This is a genomic window from Klebsiella sp. HN106 (assembly GCF_051209435.1).
Taxonomy (GTDB): domain Bacteria; phylum Pseudomonadota; class Gammaproteobacteria; order Enterobacterales; family Enterobacteriaceae; genus Klebsiella; species Klebsiella oxytoca.
Window position 1 is genome coordinate 947,598 of the sequence record NZ_JBLURD010000001.1, and the last position, 14,953, is coordinate 962,550.

Below are 14,953 nucleotides of genomic sequence, written 5' to 3' on the forward strand. Positions count from 1 at the left end.
TTTCATTCCTGCGGTTATTGCTGCTGCGCCTGCTGTGAATGCTCGCGCACCTCAGCGTTAGTTAACAAAATTTCTCCGCCGCCGCCGAGGCGGGTACCGCGCACCGGACACGCATCAAGATAGTCCAGCCCGGTCGCCAGCCGCAAATGCTGATTCAGACGGCGGGTATTGTTCGTGATATCAAACGGCTGCCAGCGATCGTTCAGCCATACTTCAGCCCAGGCGTGCATAGCGACATGCTCGGCGTTATCGCTGTAGACATAGCCGCTGACGTAGCGCGCCGGGATCGCCAGCGCCCGGCAACAGGCGAGAAACACATGGGTGTGATCCTGGCAAACCCCTTTCGATCGCGCGAACGCGTCGGCGGCCGAGTCCTGTACCTGCGTGGCGCCCGGCGAATAGGGCATTCTCAGCAGCAGCTCGGCCATTAACCGGTTCAGGCTCGCTTCCTGAGCCTCCGGCTGATACCAGCGCTGGGCAAATTCGCGGATCGGGCCGTCAGCGCGGGTAAGCGGGGTACAGCGCAAGAAAACCAGCGGCGACAGCAGCTCCTGCGGCTCCGCGCCAATCTCTTCCCCCTCTTCCACGATATCGACGATCCCGCTGGCGCGGATGGTAATCTCTTTATGCGGATTATCCAGCGTCAGCACGTGCAGCACGTTGCCCCACGCGTCGGTGGTGGCGACGGCGGAACCGTCCGGCAGGGTTAATGTCCAGGCGGTGATCTTCTGCCGACCGCTGCTGCGCGGCGTCAGGCGCAGGTACTGGGTTGAAAACTTCACTTCTTCATCGTAGCCGTAGCGGGTCAGGTGATCGATTACCAGTTTCATAACGCCTCCAGATAGGTTTGTCTGATGCTGTCGGAAAGCGCGTTAATCCGCGCCAGCAGTGCATTAAGGGTGACCTGCAAATCAGCCTGCGCCAGATCGTCGCGGGTGCTAAAACGCAGGTCGACGTTAAGCTGGTGCGCCAGGCGCAGCGGCAGGTGCGAACGATCGTTGGCAATCTGCTCCAGCTGCCCGACGAGGTCGGAAATGCTCGCTCGCAGCGATCTCGGCACATCGTTGCGCAGGATCAGCAGCTCCATCACCGTTTCGCGGCTGACCGGCTGGCGGTAGATGCTGTTATAGGCCTCGCGTGCGCTGACCGCGTTAAGCAGCGTATCCAGCCGGTAATACTCGCGGACCGGATCGGGATCGCTGTTTAACTGCTGATCCTTAATCAGCAGCAGCTGGGCGGTGGCGGATGCCCGTTCGATCAGCGTCCCGATACCGATAAAGCTCAGAGCGTCGTTACGCAGCAGCGTGCCGAGAATCGCCCCGCGAAACAGATGAACCCGCTCTTTTACCCACTCAAAGAAGGCGTCGTTGCCCAGCTCGCCGATCCCCTGCTGGCGCAGTTTTCGCAGCTCAATACGCGTGGCGTTGATGCTTTCCCACACTTCCGCCGACAGGCTGCCGCGCACCGCGTGGGCGTTGTTCCACGCCATCTCGACGCAGCTAAAAATGCTGTACGGGTTGTTGCCGTCGAGGGCGAAAAAATTAAGCAGGTTGCTCATGGTGAAACGCGCGTGCCGGGCCTGAAACAGCTCGTGGGTCAACGATAGATTTAGCGGCAAGGCTAAATCCCGCGACTGCTGGCTGTGGCGGGGGATCATCGACAGCTTCCAGGTCACGTCCAGCACCCGGGCATAGCTTTCCGCGCGCTCAAGATAGCGCGCCATCCAGAAGAGTTCACTCGCTGTGCGGCTTAACATGATTCGTCCTCCTCCATCACCCAGGTATCCTTGGTGCCGCCGCCCTGCGACGAGTTCACCACCAGCGAGCCTTCGGTTAGCGCCACCCGCGTCAGGCCGCCGGGAACCAGGCGGATCTCCTGACCGGAAAGGACAAAGGGCCGGAGATCGATATGGCGCGGCGCCAGCCCCTCTTCTATAAAGGTCGGGCAGGTTGACAGCGCCAGGGTGTCCTGGGCGATATAGTTGGCCGGGTTTGCCAGCAGACGCTGACGAAACGCATCGCGCTCCTCTTTGGTCGAGCGCGGACCGACCAGCATGCCGTAGCCGCCCGCGCCGTGAACCTCCTTCACGACCATCTGCTCAAGATGGCTCAGCACGTAGCTGAGATCTTCCGCTTTACGGCATTGCCAGGTGGGAATATTGCTGAGGATCGGTTGCTCGCCCAGATAGAAACGGATCATCTCCGGCACGAAGGGGTAGATCGATTTATCGTCGGCGACGCCGGTGCCGATGGCATTCGCCAGCACCACGCCTCCGGCGCGGTACACCGACAGCAGCCCCGGCACGCCCAGCATAGAGTCGGCGCGAAAGGCCAGCGGGTCGAGATACGCATCGTCGATCCGCCGGTATATGACGTCCACGCGCCGCGGCCCCTCGGTGGTGCGCATATACACCGCCCCGGTTTTAATAAACAGATCCGCGCTCTCCACCAGCTCAACGCCCATCTGCTGGGCCAGAAAGCTGTGTTCAAAATAGGCGCTGTTAAACCGCCCTGGGGTCATCACCACCACGCACGGGTCGTCCACGGGCGAGCTTTCGCGCAGCGTTTGCAGCAGATAGCTGGGGTAGCGTTCTACCGGCGCAATACGGTGCTGTTCGAACATTTCGGGGTAGAGCCGCATCATCATTTTGCGGTTTTCCAGCATGTAGGAGACGCCGGAGGGGGTGCGGAGATTATCCTCCAGCACGTAATACTGGCCGTCGCTGTTGCGCACCATATCAACCCCGGTGATATGGGCATAGGTGTTATTGGGTAAGTTTATCCCCTGCATACAGGGCTGATACTGTTCATTCGCCAGCACCTGTTCGGCCGGGATCAGTCCCGCGCGCAGGATATTTTGATCGTGGTAAATATCGTAAAGAAAGGCGTTGAGCGCCTTCACCCGCTGGCGGATGCCGCGGTCGATTCGCTGCCACTCGCCGGCGGGGATAATGCGCGGCACGCTGTCGAAAGGGATCAGACGTTCGGTCCCCTCGTCTTCGCCGTAGACGTTAAAAGTGATGCCGATGCGGTGAAAGAGCAGCTCCGCCTGCTCTTTTTTCTGCCGGATAGAGAATTGATCGGTACTGCGAAACCATTGCCACCAGGCGTTATAGTGCTGACGCTGCTCTCCCTGTGCGGTAAGCATCTCATCATAATAATGCCCGTCAGGAAGCGTTATTTTTATCATGGCCGTCTCCTCCGGTTGTACTCACTTTGAGGTCATCCCCGGGAGAGATAAGCATTAATTATGCCAGGTAGCACAGCGCAGCGGCATAGCGTAACGCCGCGCTTATCTGAATAAAAAATAACCCGTTATTTTGCTTGTTCAGGCTCTGCCGTCAGCCAGAATCGCACCAAATTGGGGCGTTCGCTCCCGCGTTAACGGGCGGGTCGATAGCCCGCATCCGTCGCCAGATAACGGCTCGCGAAGAGGCCGCACGCGACCTGAACGTCTGCCACGGTTAGTCGTTAACGCGCCTCAGCTCCAGCCACTCCACCACCAGACCCGGCTTGATAACGTCAAACCCCACGCGGTATTTCCCCGGCTGTAGCGCAACCCGACACAGCTTCTGCACCATTTCCCGGCCGAGCGTGCCGTGGGTGTGTATCGTTGCCACGAACTGGTCATTGAGCAGCAGATTGCCGGCGGTTTGCGCCAGTGGCGCGCCGTCGGCGTACACGCTGACCAGCACATCGTAGACTGCCGCCTGTTCAACGCTCAGCACCAGGTCCTCGTCATAGCGCAGACGCGACTGCTCGGCGATTTTAATTGCCCCCTCGCAGCCGGCGGCGCAGGCCGGTTCTGCCGCCAGGTGAATCACATTCGCCCGGGGCGCCTCTCCACGCTTAAAGGCCTGAGTCTGCAGCATAAAATCGAGGATGTTTATCGCGCAGCGCTGAAGCTCCCCGAGCGTGAGTTCCCCTTTTGCCAGCGCCGCCAGGGTGTTATCACCGGCAGCGTTAACCTCCGCGCCGTTATTATTGACCACCATATAGAGATCGTTCTGCGCGCGGATCATCGCCGCGGTGTTGCGGGTGCTCGCCGCGCCGCCATCGATGGGATCGTTCATCGTTGCCCACCAGTCGGTCATGACGATCCCGCGAAAGCCCCACTCTTCGCGCAGTATGGTGGTGGTGAGATCGTAGCTGGAGGCCGCCTGGTAACCGTTGACCGGGTTGTAGGCGGTCATCACCGCGCTGGCGCCGGCGGATTTCACCGCGTACTCAAAGCCTTTCAGGTAGATTTCACGCAGCGCGCGCTCCGACACTACCGAGTCCGCTGTGGCTCTGGCAAACTCCTGATTATTACAGGCAAAGTGCTTAAGCGTCGCCACGCCGCCGCCGCTGCGAATGCCGCGCACCACCGCCGCCGCCATCATCCCGGTGATAAGCGGATCTTCGGAAAAATATTCAAAATTGCGCCCGTTGAGCGGATGGCGCTGGATGTTCATCCCCGGCCCCAGCAGCAGGTCGATACCGTTGCGCAGCAGCTCCTTGCCCTCCATCACGTATAAACGCTCCACGAGTATCGGGTCCCAGCTGGAGGCCAGCAGCGTACCGCTGGGCAGCAGAGTGGCCTTTGCGCCGTTATCCATGCGAATACCGGAAGGCCCGTCGGCGGCACACGCCAGCGGAATGCCTTTTTCCAGCAGGCTGTCCGCCACTCCGCCAAAGGCCGACGCGACGCCGGGGGTGACTTTGTAGCTGCACATGCCCTCCCCGCGCACCAGACAGGCCAGCTCCTCCACCGACAGCTGAGCAACAAAAGCGTTCATCGTCGCGCGCCCTTCCGCAACGTCGCTGAGGGTAAGCCCCTGGTTGCCGGTGAGAGTGATGCTCTCTGGCAGGCGCTCCTCAATACGCGAGCGCAGGTTAATCTTCCGTCGCGGCACTTCTTCCCATTCGATCTGGTAGCGCCCATCGCCGCCATCGCCAGCGGGCCTAATGCGCACGAAAGGTACCGTTGGCGCCAGCACCTGCTGATGGCGGGAGAGGATCCGCAGAGTCTTCTGCGTGTACCCCGCCTCTCCGTCTACCGGCAAAGGTTGCAGATCGCGCACGCTGTTACCGATCAATAAACGATACAGTCCGGGTTCCATCACGTAGCAATGGGGATGCCCGGTAGCCCCGCTATCGTCGAGGGAGGCAAAACGCTCCAGCGGAATCGATAACGTTAAGGTTTCACTTTCACCCGGCTGCAGCAGGCGGGTTTTGGCGAAGGCCACCAACGCCCTGGCCGGTTTCCCGAGCGCGCCCTGCGGCGCCTGAAGGTAAATCTGGACGACTTCTTTGCCCGCAAAACGCGCGCCGTCGTTGGTTACGGTGACGGTCGTCTGGATCTGGTCGTCAAAGGCTTCCGCCCGCGCCGATTGCAGGGTGAAGCGGGTATAGGAGAGACCAAATCCAAAAGGAAACTGCAGACGCTGGGGACAAAAGGTTTCAAAGTAGCGATAGCCGACGTAGATATCCTCCTGATAGAGGTTTTGCGCTTCCGCTCCCCAGCAGGGCGATGCCGGATGGTCATCCAGCGATTTGACGATGCTGCCCACCAGCTTGCCGGATGGCGTTACCTCACCATAGAGCAGCGAAGCAGCCGCCTGCGCCCCGTCGGCGCCGCCGTGCCACACGTACAGCAGCGCGCGAATGCGAGTACGCAGCAGCGGATCGTCGGCCCATGCGAGATCGATAAGCCCGGCGGTATTCAGCACGACCGCCACATCGTCAAACTCGCGGCAGACCTGATGTAGCAGCATCATTTCGTCGGCCGTGAGCCGGTATCCGCCTTCAACATCCGCGTTATCCTGATCTTCACCAGCGGTACGGCCAAGGACAATCACCGCCTGGGTCGAGACGGCGCGGGCCTGACGAATCTGCTCATCGCTCAGCGGCATCTCCTGCTGATACCAGGGCTCAGCCGCCCAGCCTCCGCCGCCGTTGTCAAAAGGATTCTGTTGCGTCCAGCTCTCGTAAAGCGCGGCCAGCTGCTCATTGAGCTTCCCCCCGCTGCGCGCGCGCATGGCCTGCAACAAGGTGGTTCGGCTCACCACGTTTACCGCCCCGCCCGAGCCGGTACCGCTACGATAGTAGTCAATTTGCGTACGGCCAAATAACGAAACCGGCTGCTGAGCGTCAAGCGGCAGCATGCCGCGATCGTTTCTCAGCAGCACCGCGCCCTCGGCAGCGGCGGCGGCGGCAAATTCGGCAAACCCTTCCAGCGGGGTCCCCGCTTTACTGTCATACATGGTGTTGTCCTGTTAACTCGAGCCTCCGCAGGAGGCGTAATGGCATCATGACCAGAGCCCGCGCAATGCGGGCTCGGCTTTGATCAGAAGAAATATTTGAAGCGAAGACGGCCGCCGTAGCGGGAGTCTTCATGTTTGTCGCCATCCGTTGGTTTCGCTTCAATCCACGAGGCGTAAGCGCCAAGGTAGATATTGAAGTTCTTCATATCCATGACATTGGGGAACAGGTACGACGCGTGAATGGTGTGGATATCATAGTCACCCACGTTGGAGATCCAGCAGCCATCGTCGCAGGTAGAGACATAATTAGCCGAGTTGAACTTGTCGATTTTATTGTGGGCGTAGATATAACCCAGTTCAAAACGATGCCAGAGGGAGTTAATAGCTGCGGTGAAATCCTTCTCATCGGAGGCATCCATATAGGCCACGTTCAGGTTAGTGGTGACCCCGTCTTCCGGATCGGTTTTTTGTCCATTCCATGACATCGTCAAGCCATAGCCGGTGCGGTCCGACTGGTCGATCCAACTGCCGCGATTGTCGTAATAACCGTAAGCATTCTTCACGACGTTCTTTTCCATCGCGACGGCGGTAGAGAAGCGACCGCTATTCCACGCAATCACCGGACGTAAATAGGCAACGTTTTTCTCATTTTCCAGGTTATTGCCGTGATAGCTGGAGTCCCGGAACAGCGTGCTGCCATTTTCCACCAGATTATTAAGTTCGAAATACCAGTTATCTATCGTTTTACTGAGCAGGAAGTTGCCACCGCTGCTGCTACGGCCGCGGCCCTCTTTCATCATGTAAATATAGCCGTAGCCATCGCTATAAAGGTCGTTAGCTGTGTTGCCGGAGTATTCGACAAACGTATCCTGATTCAGCGGGAACATATCGTAGGCTTCGAAACGACCAACTTTGACCTTCCAGTCATCTTCCCGGCCAAAGAAGAATACCGCATCATCAAGGTTCATCTTACCGGTCATATCGGCCAGCGGCTGGGCGGAGAAACCGGCGAAATTGCCGTTATCCATTTTGCGCATACCATCGAAGCCCAGCAGAATACGGCCGTTAATATCCCAACGTTCTTTAGTACCCGGCGCCCAGTTTTTATTCGAAGAGGTTTTTACCGACGTCAGGCTACCGCTACCGCTGGCACCGTCCATATTGAATTCCACATCGCCATAAAACTTCAGGTCGCCATAGCCAGAGAGCGTAAGCTTCGTGGGAGTCGCGCCGGGAGCGACCGGCTCAGCGGCATCGACTTTGACCGCCGACGCGGTTTTTGCTGCCGCTGTTTGCTGTTGTTTAAGCGTTTGTATCTGCGCTTCCGCATCCGCGGCGCGCTGTTCAGCGTTAATTAATCTTTGCTCCAGTTGCGCAAGGCGCTGGTCAATATCTGCAGAGGTATTATTTTTTGCTGCTATCACATTAGAGGACATAATGGCGCCAATAGCCAATGCCATATATTTTATTTTCATTTGAACATCCCTAAATTAATTATTTTTTATTTCATTCAGGATACACCCGTGGCTATGTGAAGATTAATTCACAACGCCACAAATGTTATTCTATTATTTTCAGGACTCGGCAAAAGTTCCTTTTTTTAAATCATCAACAATGCCATTCATTCTGTTTTCTGTTAAGCCATAGAATTTAATAGAGACTGCGGTAAGAACATAGAAAATTGAAGGTACCAGCGTGAACAATAGCACTACGCCATGTACCGCTGAGGCTGGTTGCACCGTGGTGTTAGCAGCGTAATGATAGTAAGCCAGCACCCATCCAAGAATCGCCCCACCAACGGCTACACCGAGCTTAATCACAAAGATATTGGCCGCAACGTTCATACCGGTAATACGCCGCTGGGTTTTCCATTCGCCGTAGTTGTTCACATCGGTAATCATCGACCACTGCAGCGCGCCGTTACCGCCCTGAATAATGGAGATCAGAATATGGACCCCAAGCACCAGAAGCCAATACTGCACCGGTACAATAAAGCACACGACCCCCAGCGCAGCGGTGACGAGATTAATCCAGAAAGAGAGTCGGACCTTACAGAAACGCGTACCAAACGGTTTTGCCAGCACCGAACCCAGCATGGAGGCAAACATCCCGCCGAGCATGAATACCGTAATCACGTCCGCACCTTTATTCAGCACGCTATTGACGTAATATACCACCGCCCCGCCGCGAATCACCACGGCAACCAGCATCATAAAGTTGTAAACGGAGAGAATACGCCACTGATCGTTGCGGAAAAGAATTTTCACATCGCGGGCAATATTCAGATTTTCTTCTTTAATCGGCTGAACGCGCTCTTTAGTGGCGGCGAAACAGGTGATAAACATCAGGCAGCCGATCACGCCAAATATTGCCATCGACACCTGAATACCGGTCGCACGGTCGCCCGGATAGAGAAAGTCAGCCAACGGTAGAATAAACGCGGTACCGAGCGCCCCGCCGATCGGCGTGATAGCGAAACGCCAGGATTGCAGCGAGAGACTCTCGCGCGGATCGGAGGTCAGCGCCGCGCCCAGCGAGCAGTAAGGGATATTTATCGCGGTATACATCAGTGTCATGAATATATATGCCGCCACGGCGTAAACAATTTTTCCCGAGTCAGAGAAAGATGGAATGGAATAAACCAGCACGCAGCTCACCGCAAAGGGGACGCATATCGCCAGCAGCCAAGGACGAAAGCGCCCCCAGCGGGTTGAGGTGGCATCCGCAATCGCTCCCATAATCGGATCGGTAATCGCATCCAGCAGACGAACCAGCAAAAACATCGTCCCCATCACGGCGGGCGGTAGACCATAAATATCGGTATAGAAGTAGGCTAAGATGGCAACGGAGGAGTCAAATACAATATGGCTCGCTGCGTCCCCCAGGCTGTAACCTACTTTTTCTCTGACAGAAATTTTGTCGCCAGCAGACATACATCACTCCTTTACGAAAAAATGAAACCGGTTTCTGTAAAGTCTGCATTTTTTACTTTTCCCTCCTACAGATGCCATTATGTTTTTTTATTAATTATTTATGTTTTTTTATTTATGTGATCCTGTCAGCCTTCAATGGTATTAGAACCCGGTTTTTTGTTTGGCAGATCACATGTTTTAATACTTCGCTAACTTTTTTCAGGCGACAGGGATGAGCCGATAAAAATGCCATATAGGAATACCATGCCGCTTGTCTATTTATTTTTCTTATTCACGGATTATGTTTTTTATCAATTACCAGATATTCAGCGCCCCCCGAAGTACCATACAAGACAGCACTGTTTTAATCGCCAATATTTTGTCGGCGCGGAACAGAGCGATGCCCGGTAAATACTCTGTTTTCACTTAAAATGTTACCTCGGACACGCGCAGCGGCGGATATTCGTCTAAGGTTTTCTGATGGCCGAATGCAGTGGCACATAGTCTGCAATGATAAGGAGAACAATTTATGACGAGTCCGGTTTCCCGTCGCCCCGCAACCCTTCGTCTGGCGCTCGGGGGCGCATTTGTCGCTCTGGCGACGCTGACGGCTCAGGCTGAAGAGACCCGCCCTATCCCGCAATCGCCCGATATCCTGCTCGGACCGCTGTTTAACGACGTGCAAAGCGCCAAACTTTTCTCTGACCAGAAAACGTTCGCTGACGCCATCCCTAACGGCGACCCGCTGATGATCCTTGCCGATTATCGTATGCAGAAAAATCAGACCAGCTTTGATTTGCGGCACTTTGTCGAGCTTAACTTTACCCTGCCTCAGGAAAACGACCAGTACGTTCCGCCAAAAGGGCAAACCCTGCGCCAGCATATCAATGGACTCTGGCCAGTGCTGACCCGCAGTACCGTTGAAGTAGAAAAATGGGATTCGCTGCTGCCGCTGCCAAAACCTTACGTGGTGCCCGGCGGACGCTTTCGCGAAGTCTATTACTGGGATAGCTACTTCACCATGCTTGGCCTGGCTGAGAGCGGCCACTGGGATAAAATCGAAGATATGGTGACCAACTTTGCCGCCGAGATCGACGCCTGGGGTCATATTCCCAACGGCAACCGCACCTACTATCTGAGCCGTTCGCAGCCGCCATTCTTCCCGTTTATGGTTGAACTGCTGGCCACCCATGATGGCGACGAGGCACTCAAGAAATGGCTGCCGCAGATGGAGAAAGAGTACCAGTACTGGATGGATGGCGCTGAGGCGCTTCAGCCCGGCAGCGCCAGCAAGCGCGTGGTGCGCATGGCCGACGGCGCGCTGCTCAACCGCTACTGGGATGATAACGACACGCCGCGCCCGGAATCCTGGCTGGACGATGTGACCACCGCCAAAAATAACCCCAATCGTCCGGCGACTGAAATCTACCGCGATCTGCGCTCTGCCGCGGCATCCGGCTGGGACTTTAGCTCACGCTGGATGGATAACCCGCAGCAGCTCGGCACTATACGTACCACCTCTATTGTTCCGGTTGATTTGAACTCGCTGATGTTCCATATGGAAAAAGCCATCGCTCGCGCCAGCAAAGCGGCGGGAGACTCGACCAAAGCCGCGAAGTATGACGCGTTAGCCAATGCCCGCCAGAAAGCGCTGGAAAACTACCTGTGGAATGATAAAGAGGGCTGGTACGCCGATTACGATCTTAAAAGTCATAAGGTGCGCAATCAGCTGACCGCCGCGGCGCTGTTCCCGCTGTACGTTAACGCCGCCTCCAGCGAACGCGCGGCGAAAGTCGCCGCCGCCACCGAAACGCGGCTACTTAAGCCCGGCGGCCTGACCACCACCACGGTGAATAGCGGCCAGCAGTGGGACGCCCCCAACGGCTGGGCGCCGCTGCAGTGGGTCGCGGCGGAGGGTTTGCAAAAATATGGCCAGCAAAAAATTGCGATGGAGGTAAGCTGGCGTTTCCTGAGCAACGTCCAGCACACTTACGACAGCAAACAGAAGCTGGTGGAAAAATATGATGTCAGTTCGACGGGAACCGGCGGCGGCGGCGGCGAGTATCCGCTACAGGACGGCTTTGGCTGGACCAACGGCGTCACGCTGAAGATGCTGGACCTGGTGTGCCCGAAAGAGAAGCCGTGCGATTCCGTGCCTACCGCGCGCCCGGCGGCGAATGACGATATCGGCTCGGCGCAGCCTGCTGCGGTTGAGGAGAAAAAAGCCGCGCAGTGAACCTTCGCGCGGCGGGACTCCGCCGCGCGTCTTTCTCACTTTACTGTCCCTGAATCGGCTGGGCTGATGACCCCCGGCAAGCTAAGCCAGTGGGAGCGCCCGTTACATGGCGTCCAGCGCTTTCTGCAGCTTCCAGATATAGCGCGGGGCCTGCGGTGCCGGATGTTTCTTCACCACGTGCTCAAAGAAATCATCGGCGTCCATATCGTTAATCTCCTCAATCGCATCCTGGCGATTAGACGAGAAGGTGCGCAGCAGCGCGCCCGCGCCGTTGGCGTAGGAAACCACCACCGCATAGCGCATTACCTGCGGATCTTTAATCCCCGCCAGCGGACCGTTCTCGAGAATGCTAAGGTAGGCCGCCCCCATAGAAATATTACGCTCGGGATTTTTCAGTTCGCTCACCGAAGGATCGCCGCTCCAGCCCATCCGCCGGTAAACATCGCGCCCGGACGTTGAGGGTTTCAGCTGCATCAGGCCAACCGCGCCGGATTTGCTGACCACCGTCGGGTTGCCGCCGGATTCAATGGCGATAATGGCGGTAATCAGCTGGGGATCAACGCCCCACGCCGCGCCGGCTTTTTCGCTGATTGGCATCCACTGCATCGCCCGCTTAACCGGGACTTCCGGATTCCACGGCGGGTTACGATAATCGTGTTTTGAACTACAACCGGCCAACAATACAAATAAAAAAACACACCATCTCAATTTCACACATCTATCCTTATTGGCTGAAGTTTGCCGCACGGAGATGACAATAAACGCTCCAGGCGGCATGATAACCCTTTCATTCTTAGCAAGGAATTGTCATGTCTCAGTTTTATCTCATCGCCCCCTCCGGCTATTGCATCAACCAGGAAGCGGCGAATCGCGGCGTGCAACGTCTGCAGGAGGCCGGGCATCAGGTGGCGCACCAGGAAGTCATTCCCCGCCGGGCACTGCGCTTTGCCGGGACTGAGAACCAACGCCTTGCCGATATTAACCAGCTCGCCGCCCTCGACGGCAAAAACCGTATCGTGCTGGCGGTACGCGGCGGCTACGGCGCGACTCGCCTGCTGCCGCAAATTGACTGGCAGGGGCTCATTGCCCGTCAGCAGCAGGATCCGCTGCTCATTTGCGGCCACAGCGATTTCACCGCCATCCAGATGGGCCTGCTGGCAAAGGGTAGCATAATCACTTTTAGCGGGCCGATGCTGGCGGGAAACTTTGGCGCCGAAGCGCTTAATGAATTTACCGAACACCATTTCTGGCAGGCCCTGCGCAACCCGGCGTTTACGCTTGAATGGCACGGCGAGGGGCCCGACTGTCGCGCCAGCGGCACGCTATGGGGCGGCAACCTGGCGATGCTGACCTCGCTTATCGGTACCCCGTGGATGCCGAAGATTAGCGACGGGGTTCTGGTTGTGGAGGATATTAACGAGCATCCCTTCCGCGTTGAGCGTATGCTCTTGCAGCTGCTTAATAGCGGTATTCTGGCGCGCCAGCGGGCGATTATCCTCGGCAGCTTTACCGGCGCTGTCGCCAACGACTACGATGCCGGATACGATCTGCCGATGGTATACGACTACCTTCGCCAGCAGCTTAACATTCCGGTCATCAGCGGCCTGGATTTTGGCCACGAGCAGCGCACGGTCACCCTACCGCTTGGCGCCAGAGCATTGCTGGTCAACAACGCCTCTGCCACGACGTTGAGCATCAGCGGCCACCCGGTACTGACAGAATAAAAATTCCTCTAACGCATATCCTGATCGGCGTCGGATTGTTAAAATGGTGTAGTTTTTAATTTATCTTCACGCCGGTAAGGAGTACGTCAACATTGGACGCCGCTGCGGTCATCAGTCTGTTTATCCTGGGTTCTGTTTTAGTAACCTGTAGCATCTTATTAAGTTCCTTTTCCTCACGCCTCGGCATCCCGATTCTGGTTATCTTCTTAGCCATTGGGATGCTGGCGGGTATTGACGGTATCGGCGGCATTCCGTTTGACAACTACCCTTTCGCCTACATGGTAAGTAACCTGGCGCTGGCGGTCATTCTGCTTGACGGCGGGATGCGCACCCAGGCCAGCTCCTTTCGCGTAGCGCTTTGGCCCGCGCTGTCGCTTGCCACGGTCGGGGTGTTAATTACCTCGGCCCTGACCGGACTCATGGCGGCCTGGCTGTTTAAACTCGACCTGATTGAAGGCATGCTGATCGGCGCGATTGTCGGCTCGACGGATGCCGCAGCGGTGTTCTCACTGCTCGGCGGAAAAGGGCTAAACGAACGCGTCGGCTCAACGCTGGAAATTGAATCCGGCAGCAACGACCCGATGGCCGTGTTCCTGACCATTACGCTTATCGAGATGATTCAGCAGCATGAAACCGGCCTGAGCTGGATGTTCCTGGTGCATATCGTGCAGCAGTTTGGCTTAGGTATCGCCATCGGTCTCGGCGGCGGCTATCTGCTGCTACAGATGATTAATCGCATTGTGCTGCCCGCCGGGCTTTACCCGCTGCTGGCGCTGAGCGGCGGGATCATGATTTTCGCCGCCACCACCTCGCTGGACGGCAGCGGCATCCTCGCGGTCTACCTGTGCGGCTTCCTGCTGGGCAACCGGCCGATTCGCAACCGCCACGGCATTCTGCAAAACTTTGACGGGCTGGCGTGGCTGGCGCAGATCGCCATGTTCCTGGTGCTCGGCCTGCTGGTCACGCCGTCAGACCTGTGGCCCATCGCCATCCCGGCGCTCATTCTGTCGATGTGGATGATTTTCATCGCCCGTCCGCTGTCGGTATTCGCCGGCCTGCTGCCGTTCCGCGGCTTTAACCTGCGCGAGCGCATATTTATCAGCTGGGTGGGTCTGCGCGGCGCGGTGCCGATTATTCTCGCCGTCTTTCCGATGATGGCGGGCCTGGAGAATGCGCGCCTGTTCTTTAACGTGGCTTTCTTCGTGGTGCTGGTCTCGCTGCTTTTACAGGGTACGTCGCTCTCCTGGGCGGCCAAAAAAGCCAAAGTAGTGGTGCCACCGGTCGGATCGCCCATCTCACGCGTCGGGCTGGATATCCATCCGGAAAATCCGTGGGAGCAGTTTGTCTATCAGTTGAGCGCGGAGAAATGGTGCGTCGGCGCGGCGCTGCGCGACCTGCATATGCCGCCGGAAACGCGGATTGCCGCGCTATTCCGCGATAACGCTCTGCTGCACCCCACCGGCAGCACCCGCCTGCTGGAAGGCGATATTCTCTGCGTGATTGGCCGCGAACGCGATTTACCCGCGCTGGGTAAACTGTTCAGCCAGTCGCCGCCGGTGGCGCTCGATCAGCGCTTCTTCGGTGATTTTATTCTCGATGCCAGCGCCAGGTTCGCCGACGTGGCGCAGATTTACGGCATTGACGGGGGAGAAGAGTTTCGCGATCGTCAGCAGTCGCTGGGTGACGTCATACAGCACCTGTTAGGCGCCGCCCCGGTTGTCGGCGACCAGGTGGAATTTGCCGGCATGGTGTGGACGGTGGCGGAAAAAGAAGAGGATCACGTTCTGCGGGTTGGCGTACGGATGGCGGAAGATGAGGCGGAGTGATCCGCCTCGGT

10 protein-coding genes are annotated in these 14,953 nt (G+C 57.2%); 3 read left to right on the forward strand and 7 right to left on the reverse strand.

Going from position 1 to position 14,953, the window contains the following annotated elements; translation table 11 throughout:
* Nucleotides 1–14: 14 nt before the first annotated feature.
* The 6 genes from ACSIPU_RS04455 to ACSIPU_RS04480 form a co-directional block, all read right to left on the reverse strand.
* Nucleotides 15–830, reverse strand: coding sequence for a transglutaminase family protein (locus ACSIPU_RS04455; protein ID WP_004103213.1), 816 nt, complete (start codon nt 828–830; stop codon nt 15–17).
* Nucleotides 827–1,756, reverse strand: coding sequence for an alpha-E domain-containing protein (locus tag ACSIPU_RS04460; RefSeq protein WP_004103215.1), 930 nt, complete (start codon nt 1,754–1,756; stop codon nt 827–829). Before ACSIPU_RS04460 ends, ACSIPU_RS04455 begins: the two co-directional genes overlap by 4 nt.
* Nucleotides 1,750–3,189, reverse strand: coding sequence for a circularly permuted type 2 ATP-grasp protein (locus tag ACSIPU_RS04465; RefSeq protein WP_024274387.1), 1,440 nt, complete (start codon nt 3,187–3,189; stop codon nt 1,750–1,752). The genes ACSIPU_RS04460 and ACSIPU_RS04465 overlap by 7 nt, the downstream gene beginning before the upstream one ends.
* A gap of 274 nt (nt 3,190–3,463) precedes the next feature.
* Entirely contained in the window at nt 3,464–6,244 is a 2,781-nt protein-coding gene (locus tag ACSIPU_RS04470) for a beta-glucosidase (RefSeq protein WP_032728396.1), read from the reverse strand.
* An 83-nt stretch (nt 6,245–6,327) separates the two neighbouring features.
* On the reverse strand, nt 6,328–7,719 hold the full coding sequence (locus ACSIPU_RS04475; protein ID WP_004113698.1) for a carbohydrate porin: 1,392 nt from the start codon (nt 7,717–7,719) through the stop codon (nt 6,328–6,330).
* Nucleotides 7,720–7,818: 99 nt separating this feature from the next.
* The gene (locus tag ACSIPU_RS04480) at nt 7,819–9,177 is read right to left on the reverse strand and encodes a glycoside-pentoside-hexuronide (GPH):cation symporter (RefSeq protein ID WP_032728397.1); all 1,359 of its coding nucleotides are present in this window, start codon (nt 9,175–9,177) and stop codon (nt 7,819–7,821) included.
* A 508-nt stretch (nt 9,178–9,685) separates the two neighbouring features.
* Here ACSIPU_RS04480 and ACSIPU_RS04485 point away from each other — a divergent pair.
* Complete coding sequence (locus ACSIPU_RS04485) at nt 9,686–11,392, forward strand: alpha,alpha-trehalase (RefSeq protein ID WP_023321208.1); 1,707 nt, start codon at nt 9,686–9,688, stop codon at nt 11,390–11,392.
* A gap of 102 nt (nt 11,393–11,494) precedes the next feature.
* On the opposite strand, the gene emtA is transcribed toward ACSIPU_RS04485, so the two are convergent.
* Entirely contained in the window at nt 11,495–12,106 is a 612-nt protein-coding gene (gene emtA, locus ACSIPU_RS04490; RefSeq protein WP_016808276.1) for a membrane-bound lytic murein transglycosylase EmtA, read from the reverse strand.
* 95 nt (nt 12,107–12,201) lie between these two features.
* On the opposite strand from emtA, the gene ldcA reads away from it, so the two are divergent.
* Nucleotides 12,202–13,116 (forward strand): muramoyltetrapeptide carboxypeptidase, encoded by a 915-nt coding sequence (gene ldcA, locus ACSIPU_RS04495; protein WP_004103238.1) that lies wholly within the window; start codon nt 12,202–12,204, stop codon nt 13,114–13,116.
* Nucleotides 13,117–13,208: 92 nt separating this feature from the next.
* Complete coding sequence (locus tag ACSIPU_RS04500; RefSeq protein WP_004103240.1) at nt 13,209–14,942, forward strand: potassium/proton antiporter; 1,734 nt, start codon at nt 13,209–13,211, stop codon at nt 14,940–14,942.
* Nucleotides 14,943–14,953: the final 11 nt, after the last annotated feature.

Bases quoted from the DNA above. Each gene is read 5' to 3' on its own strand.
- ACSIPU_RS04460 (WP_004103215.1), bottom strand. From the start codon at position 1,756: ATGTTAAGCCGCACAGCGAGTGAACTCTTCTGGATGGCGCGCTATCTT.
- ACSIPU_RS04485 (WP_023321208.1), top strand. From the start codon at position 9,686: ATGACGAGTCCGGTTTCCCGTCGCCCCGCAACCCTTCGTCTGGCGCTC.
- ldcA (WP_004103238.1), top strand. From the start codon at position 12,202: ATGTCTCAGTTTTATCTCATCGCCCCCTCCGGCTATTGCATCAACCAG.
- ACSIPU_RS04455 (WP_004103213.1), bottom strand. From the start codon at position 830: ATGAAACTGGTAATCGATCACCTGACCCGCTACGGCTACGATGAAGAA.
- ACSIPU_RS04465 (WP_024274387.1), bottom strand. From the start codon at position 3,189: ATGATAAAAATAACGCTTCCTGACGGGCATTATTATGATGAGATGCTT.
- ACSIPU_RS04475 (WP_004113698.1), bottom strand. From the start codon at position 7,719: ATGAAAATAAAATATATGGCATTGGCTATTGGCGCCATTATGTCCTCT.
- ACSIPU_RS04480 (WP_032728397.1), bottom strand. From the start codon at position 9,177: ATGTCTGCTGGCGACAAAATTTCTGTCAGAGAAAAAGTAGGTTACAGC.
- ACSIPU_RS04470 (WP_032728396.1), bottom strand. From the start codon at position 6,244: ATGTATGACAGTAAAGCGGGGACCCCGCTGGAAGGGTTTGCCGAATTT.